The 4081-nt window shown below is 59.8% G+C and carries 6 protein-coding genes and 1 pseudogene; 4 read left to right on the top strand and 3 right to left on the bottom strand.

Annotated features, from left to right (window positions below; translation table 11 throughout):
- From ACRC4F_RS08080 to ACRC4F_RS08070, 3 genes and pseudogenes are all read left to right on the top strand, one after another.
- A pseudogene (locus ACRC4F_RS08080) lies at nt 1-127 on the top strand (IS481 family transposase); the annotation flags it as partial.
- A 104-nt stretch (nt 128-231) separates the two neighbouring features.
- A complete protein-coding gene (locus ACRC4F_RS08075) occupies nt 232-702 on the top strand; it encodes an RNA methyltransferase (protein WP_008153126.1) in 471 nt (156 codons plus the stop codon).
- A 92-nt stretch (nt 703-794) separates the two neighbouring features.
- Entirely contained in the window at nt 795-1172 is a 378-nt protein-coding gene (locus tag ACRC4F_RS08070) for a YgaP family membrane protein (protein ID WP_438658834.1), read from the top strand.
- Nucleotides 1173-1284: 112 nt separating this feature from the next.
- On the opposite strand, the gene ACRC4F_RS08065 is transcribed toward ACRC4F_RS08070, so the two are convergent.
- Both ACRC4F_RS08065 and ACRC4F_RS08060 read right to left on the bottom strand, forming a co-directional pair.
- On the bottom strand, nt 1285-2514 hold the full coding sequence (locus ACRC4F_RS08065; protein WP_438658833.1) for a hypothetical protein: 1230 nt from the start codon (nt 2512-2514) through the stop codon (nt 1285-1287).
- Nucleotides 2515-2604: 90 nt separating this feature from the next.
- Nucleotides 2605-3054 carry a YcgN family cysteine cluster protein gene (locus ACRC4F_RS08060; protein ID WP_438658832.1) on the bottom strand — a complete coding sequence of 150 codons (450 nt, stop codon included), beginning with the start codon at nt 3052-3054 and terminating at the stop codon, nt 2605-2607.
- A 277-nt stretch (nt 3055-3331) separates the two neighbouring features.
- Between ACRC4F_RS08060 and ACRC4F_RS08055 the strand changes: the two genes are divergently transcribed.
- Nucleotides 3332-3925 carry a nitroreductase family protein gene (locus ACRC4F_RS08055; RefSeq protein WP_438658831.1) on the top strand — a complete coding sequence of 198 codons (594 nt, stop codon included), beginning with the start codon at nt 3332-3334 and terminating at the stop codon, nt 3923-3925.
- Nucleotides 3926-3951: 26 nt separating this feature from the next.
- Here ACRC4F_RS08055 and ACRC4F_RS08050 read toward each other — a convergent pair.
- Nucleotides 3952-4081: integrase core domain-containing protein (locus tag ACRC4F_RS08050; protein ID WP_438657738.1), on the bottom strand; the 130-nt coding region annotated here is incomplete at its 5' end.

The raw sequence follows: 4081 nt of genomic DNA, 5'->3' as shown, positions 1-4081 counted from the left end.
ACGCGCGACCTACCTGACGTCGTGGTTGCACGAGTACAACTGGCATCGCCCGCATGCCAGCCTGAGTTATTTGCCACCGATTAGCCGAATAGCATCCGTGAACAACGTGGTGGGTTTACACAGCTAGCCTGCTAGCGATAGCAAATGTTCAGACACCACCAATCTCAAACCAGACACCCCCTCCCCCAATCCCCGTATAATCGCCGTTTTTTCCCCGAAGGCACCCCGCTCGTGGCAGACAAACGGTACAGCTGCATTGGTTTGTATAACCCCAAATCACCGGAAAACGTCGGCTCGGTCATGCGCGCCGCCGGCTGCTATGGCGTGGCGTCCGTGTTCTACACCGGCAAGCGTTATGAACGCGCTGCCGACTTTGTGACCGACACCAAACGCGTCCACTACGACATCCCGCTGATCGGCATCGACGACCTGAAGAAAATCCTTCCATTGGGCTGCGTCCCCGTCGCCGTGGAGCTGGTCGAAGGCGCCCGCTCGCTGCCCGAATACACCCACCCGGACCGCGCGCTGTACATCTTCGGTCCGGAAGACGGTTCGCTGGATAAAGAGATTCGCGACTGGTGCGAAGACGTGGTCTACATCCCGACCACCGGCTGCATGAACCTGGCCGCCACGGTCAACGTCGTGCTCTACGACCGCATGTCCAAAGGGCTTAATACCCGTTCCGGGGCAAAATTCCGCTGAATCACTGCACATTCGATGGAACAAGCGGACGCCCCCGGCAGTCAGCTTAACTATCTATTGTTGAAGCAGTCATTCCTGCCTGGAGACAGATCATGAGCGAACTCAAACGCGTAGAACGCATCGAATCCACCCCGTTCCAGACTCATTCCGAGCAGAACGTTCACGGCTGGGAACGCGTCGGCTCTCTTGCCGGCGGCGTGCTGATGATGGGCAAGGGCCTGCGTCGCGGCGGGATTTTCGGGTTGATCCAGGTGGCAATCGGCGGTGTCGCATTGGCTCGCGGGATTACCGGGCACAGTTCGGCGAAAAGCCTGCTGGAGAAAAGTCGTCAGGACATGAACACCGTTCGGGCGAAGATCGAGCGGGCCGGGGAAGAGTTGAGCAAATTGAAGGCGAATGCCGAGGCGGCGACCCATACCGCTACGGTGACAGGTAATGATTCGTTGAAGTCGCCTAAAACCGGGGTTTGATCTGGATATTGCGGTGAGGCTTAGGGCCTCATCGCGAGCAGGCTCACTCCCACATTTGATCTGCGTCGTACACAAGACCAGTGTAGGAGTGAGCCTGCTCGCGATGGCTGTGTTACTGAAGTAACTCGGTATCCAGAACCTTCGACGATTCGCCAATTACGCTTTCCGCGAGTTGCACGAACTCCTTGGTATCCACACTCTCCAGATGCATCGCCCCACGCAACACATCATCCAGCGAGCGCTTGTTGCGCGTCTTCAAGCGAATCTCGCGATCCAGTTCCTGCAGTAACAACACCGCTTTCGAAACCTGGGCCGGGCTTACCTGTTCGCCACGCAACGTGGTGACCTTCTGGCTGTCCTTGACCAACTTGCCGTGCAGACTTTCATAGCGCTCATCACTCATGCCCCCGGCGCGGCGGACCAGTTCGATCGCGTAATACTCGGCCAACCCTTCGCTGATCCAGTCGCTGCGCTGCTTGTCGTTGATCCGCCCGAACACCTGCGCCAATTCACGCACCAGCGCGCTGGTGCCGCCTTCGCTGACCAGCGGCAGACGCGTGTTCAGATAGATCGATTCGCGCGCGCCCAGACTGCCGCGCCACATCGGGTCGTTGGCGCCGACGATCAGCAGTTTGGTCGGATGACGCGGGAACACAGCCTGCACTTGCGGCCAGACAAAGGTCAGCAACGTCAGCACGTCCATGCGGCGCATGCCCTGGCCTCGGGGCGAGGCGACGGTGACTTCGGTTTCCCCGAGCCGGGTGCGACGGCTGCCGAGGTGGCCGGCGAGCATCCAGCCGGTGGGCCGGTCGAACAGCCGGGAGACGTTATCGATGCGAAATTTGTTCTTGCCGATCCGCGGCCAGGCGGTTTCGACGCTTTTCCAGCCCGCGGGCAGTTCGAATTCAAGGCGTGACACCAGCTCGATGCCGTCCTGCTGATCGAGTTTGGCCGGTGGCACCAGATCGTCGCCGCGCATCAGCGCCCAGGTTGGCGTCATGCGCGTATCGAAGCTGCCGCTCTTGCGCCCATGGCTGATGCGCACGCGGTAAGTCAGGCTGGCCTTGTCGGCGGCCGGACGCCAGACACCGCGCGACTCCTTGCCCGGCATGAGCTGCCATTGACCGTCGGCCTTGAAGTCGCTGTAGTGGCTGCCGTCGCCCAGATCGAAATCCAGACTGCGCACCGCCGAGCCCTGAGCCAGGGTCAGCCGCACTTCGGCCTGATCGCTTTGCGGCAACAGTCGTACGTGGTAATCAAGATCGATTTTCTTCGCCGCCCATACGGGCGCACTTAGAGCCAAAAGCCCAAAGGTCAACGCCAGCCGCAATCCCACAGCCATACTCACTCCTTGTGGCGAGCGAGCTTGCTCGCGCTGGGCTGCGTAGCAGCCCTGAATTCTAGTAATCAATGCCGATTTTGTGAGTGGGAATTAACCCGCCCGAAAAATCAGATGGTCTTCCCAGTCATCTTCGTCCACGCTGCCTTCGGCAAGCATGCGCCCGGACTGGGAAATACGTTCGTGGTGCACTGCATCGCGATCGCCGCACACCAGGTGATGCCACAGGGGCAAGTCCTTGCCTTCGCTGACCAGGCGATAACCGCAGGTCGGCGGCAGCCATTTGAACTCGTCAGCCTTGCCCGGCGTGAGCTGGATGCAATCGGGGACGAATTCCCGGCGGTTCGGGTAATCGGTGCACTGGCAGGTGTTTAGGTCCAGCAATTTGCAGGCGATGCGCGTGTAATAGACGGAGTTGTCGTCTTCATCTTCGAGCTTTTGCAGGCAGCACAGGCCACAGCCGTCGCACAGCGATTCCCATTCCTGGGGATCGAGTTGATCGAGGGTTTTGCGTATCCAGAACGGTTCGACTTTGGCGGCCATGGTTCAAGCATCGACATCAGGTGGTGAAAAGGCCGCCAGTCTAGTGCCAAGGCCCTTGCGGGCCAAGCATTGGCGACTGCCGGTAGAACGGGCTTGTCAGTTATTGCGCCGCCACGTAGCTTTGCCAGTCGCAAGGAGCCATGCCCAAATGCCATTAACGCTCCACCGCGTTGCATTCAGGTGAACTGCCCGGCTCTCGAAAACCTTAGCGCTCAGCTCAACTGCGCCCGCAGGTTTCAGACGACCCTCACTTTCATACGAAGCAAGGAATCTCTTGATGAGTGCAAATCCACGCGTTGCCGATTATGCGATCCACCCTCAGTTCACCGATCGCTGGTCGCCCCGCGCCTTCACCGGCGAAACCATCCCCGAAGAAACCCTGCTGAGCTTTTTCGAAGCCGCACGCTGGGCGCCATCGGCCTACAACTCGCAGCCTTGGCGGTTTCTCTACGCGCGTCGCGACACGCCGAACTGGGAGCGCTTCCTGGGCTTGCTGAACGAATTCAACCGTGGCTGGGCGCAACACGCTTCGGCGCTGGTGATCGTGATCTCGAAAACCACCTTCGCGGTGCCTGGAGCGACCGAAGAAACCCCGGCGCTGTGGCACACTTTCGACACCGGTTCGGCCTGGGGCCATTTGGCGCTGCAAGCAAGCATCAGCGGCTGGCACACCCACGGCATGGCCGGTTTCGACCAGGACCTGACCCGCAAGGAGCTGAACATTCCTGAAGGATATGCACTGCACGCGGCAGTGGCCGTGGGCAAACTGGGCGATAAAGCGACGCTGGCCGATTACCTGCAAGCACGCGAAGAACCAAGCCCGCGTCGCCCGCTGAGTGAGTTGGCGGCTGAAGGTGATTTCACGCTCTAAGCCACACCGCAAAACCCATGTGGGAGCTAGCTGTGTAAACCCACCACGTTGTTCACGGATGCTATTCGGCTAATCGGTGGCAAATAACTCAGGCTGGCATGCGGGCGATGCCAGTTGTACTCGTGCAGCCACGATGTCAGGTAGGTCGCACGTTGA

Source organism: Pseudomonas sp., assembly GCF_051660785.1.
Taxonomy (GTDB): Bacteria; Pseudomonadota; Gammaproteobacteria; order Pseudomonadales; family Pseudomonadaceae; genus Aquipseudomonas.
The sequence above is the reverse complement of the archived record's forward strand: the minus strand, read 5'-3'. Positions and strand labels throughout refer to the sequence as shown.

Excerpts from the sequence above, each read along its gene's own strand:
- ACRC4F_RS08060 (WP_438658832.1), bottom strand. The coding sequence starts at position 3,054 with ATGGCCGCCAAAGTCGAACCGTTCTGGATACGCAAAACCCTCGATCAA.
- ACRC4F_RS08070 (WP_438658834.1), top strand. The coding sequence starts at position 795 with ATGAGCGAACTCAAACGCGTAGAACGCATCGAATCCACCCCGTTCCAG.
- ACRC4F_RS08055 (WP_438658831.1), top strand. The coding sequence starts at position 3,332 with ATGAGTGCAAATCCACGCGTTGCCGATTATGCGATCCACCCTCAGTTC.
- ACRC4F_RS08065 (WP_438658833.1), bottom strand. The coding sequence starts at position 2,514 with ATGGCTGTGGGATTGCGGCTGGCGTTGACCTTTGGGCTTTTGGCTCTA.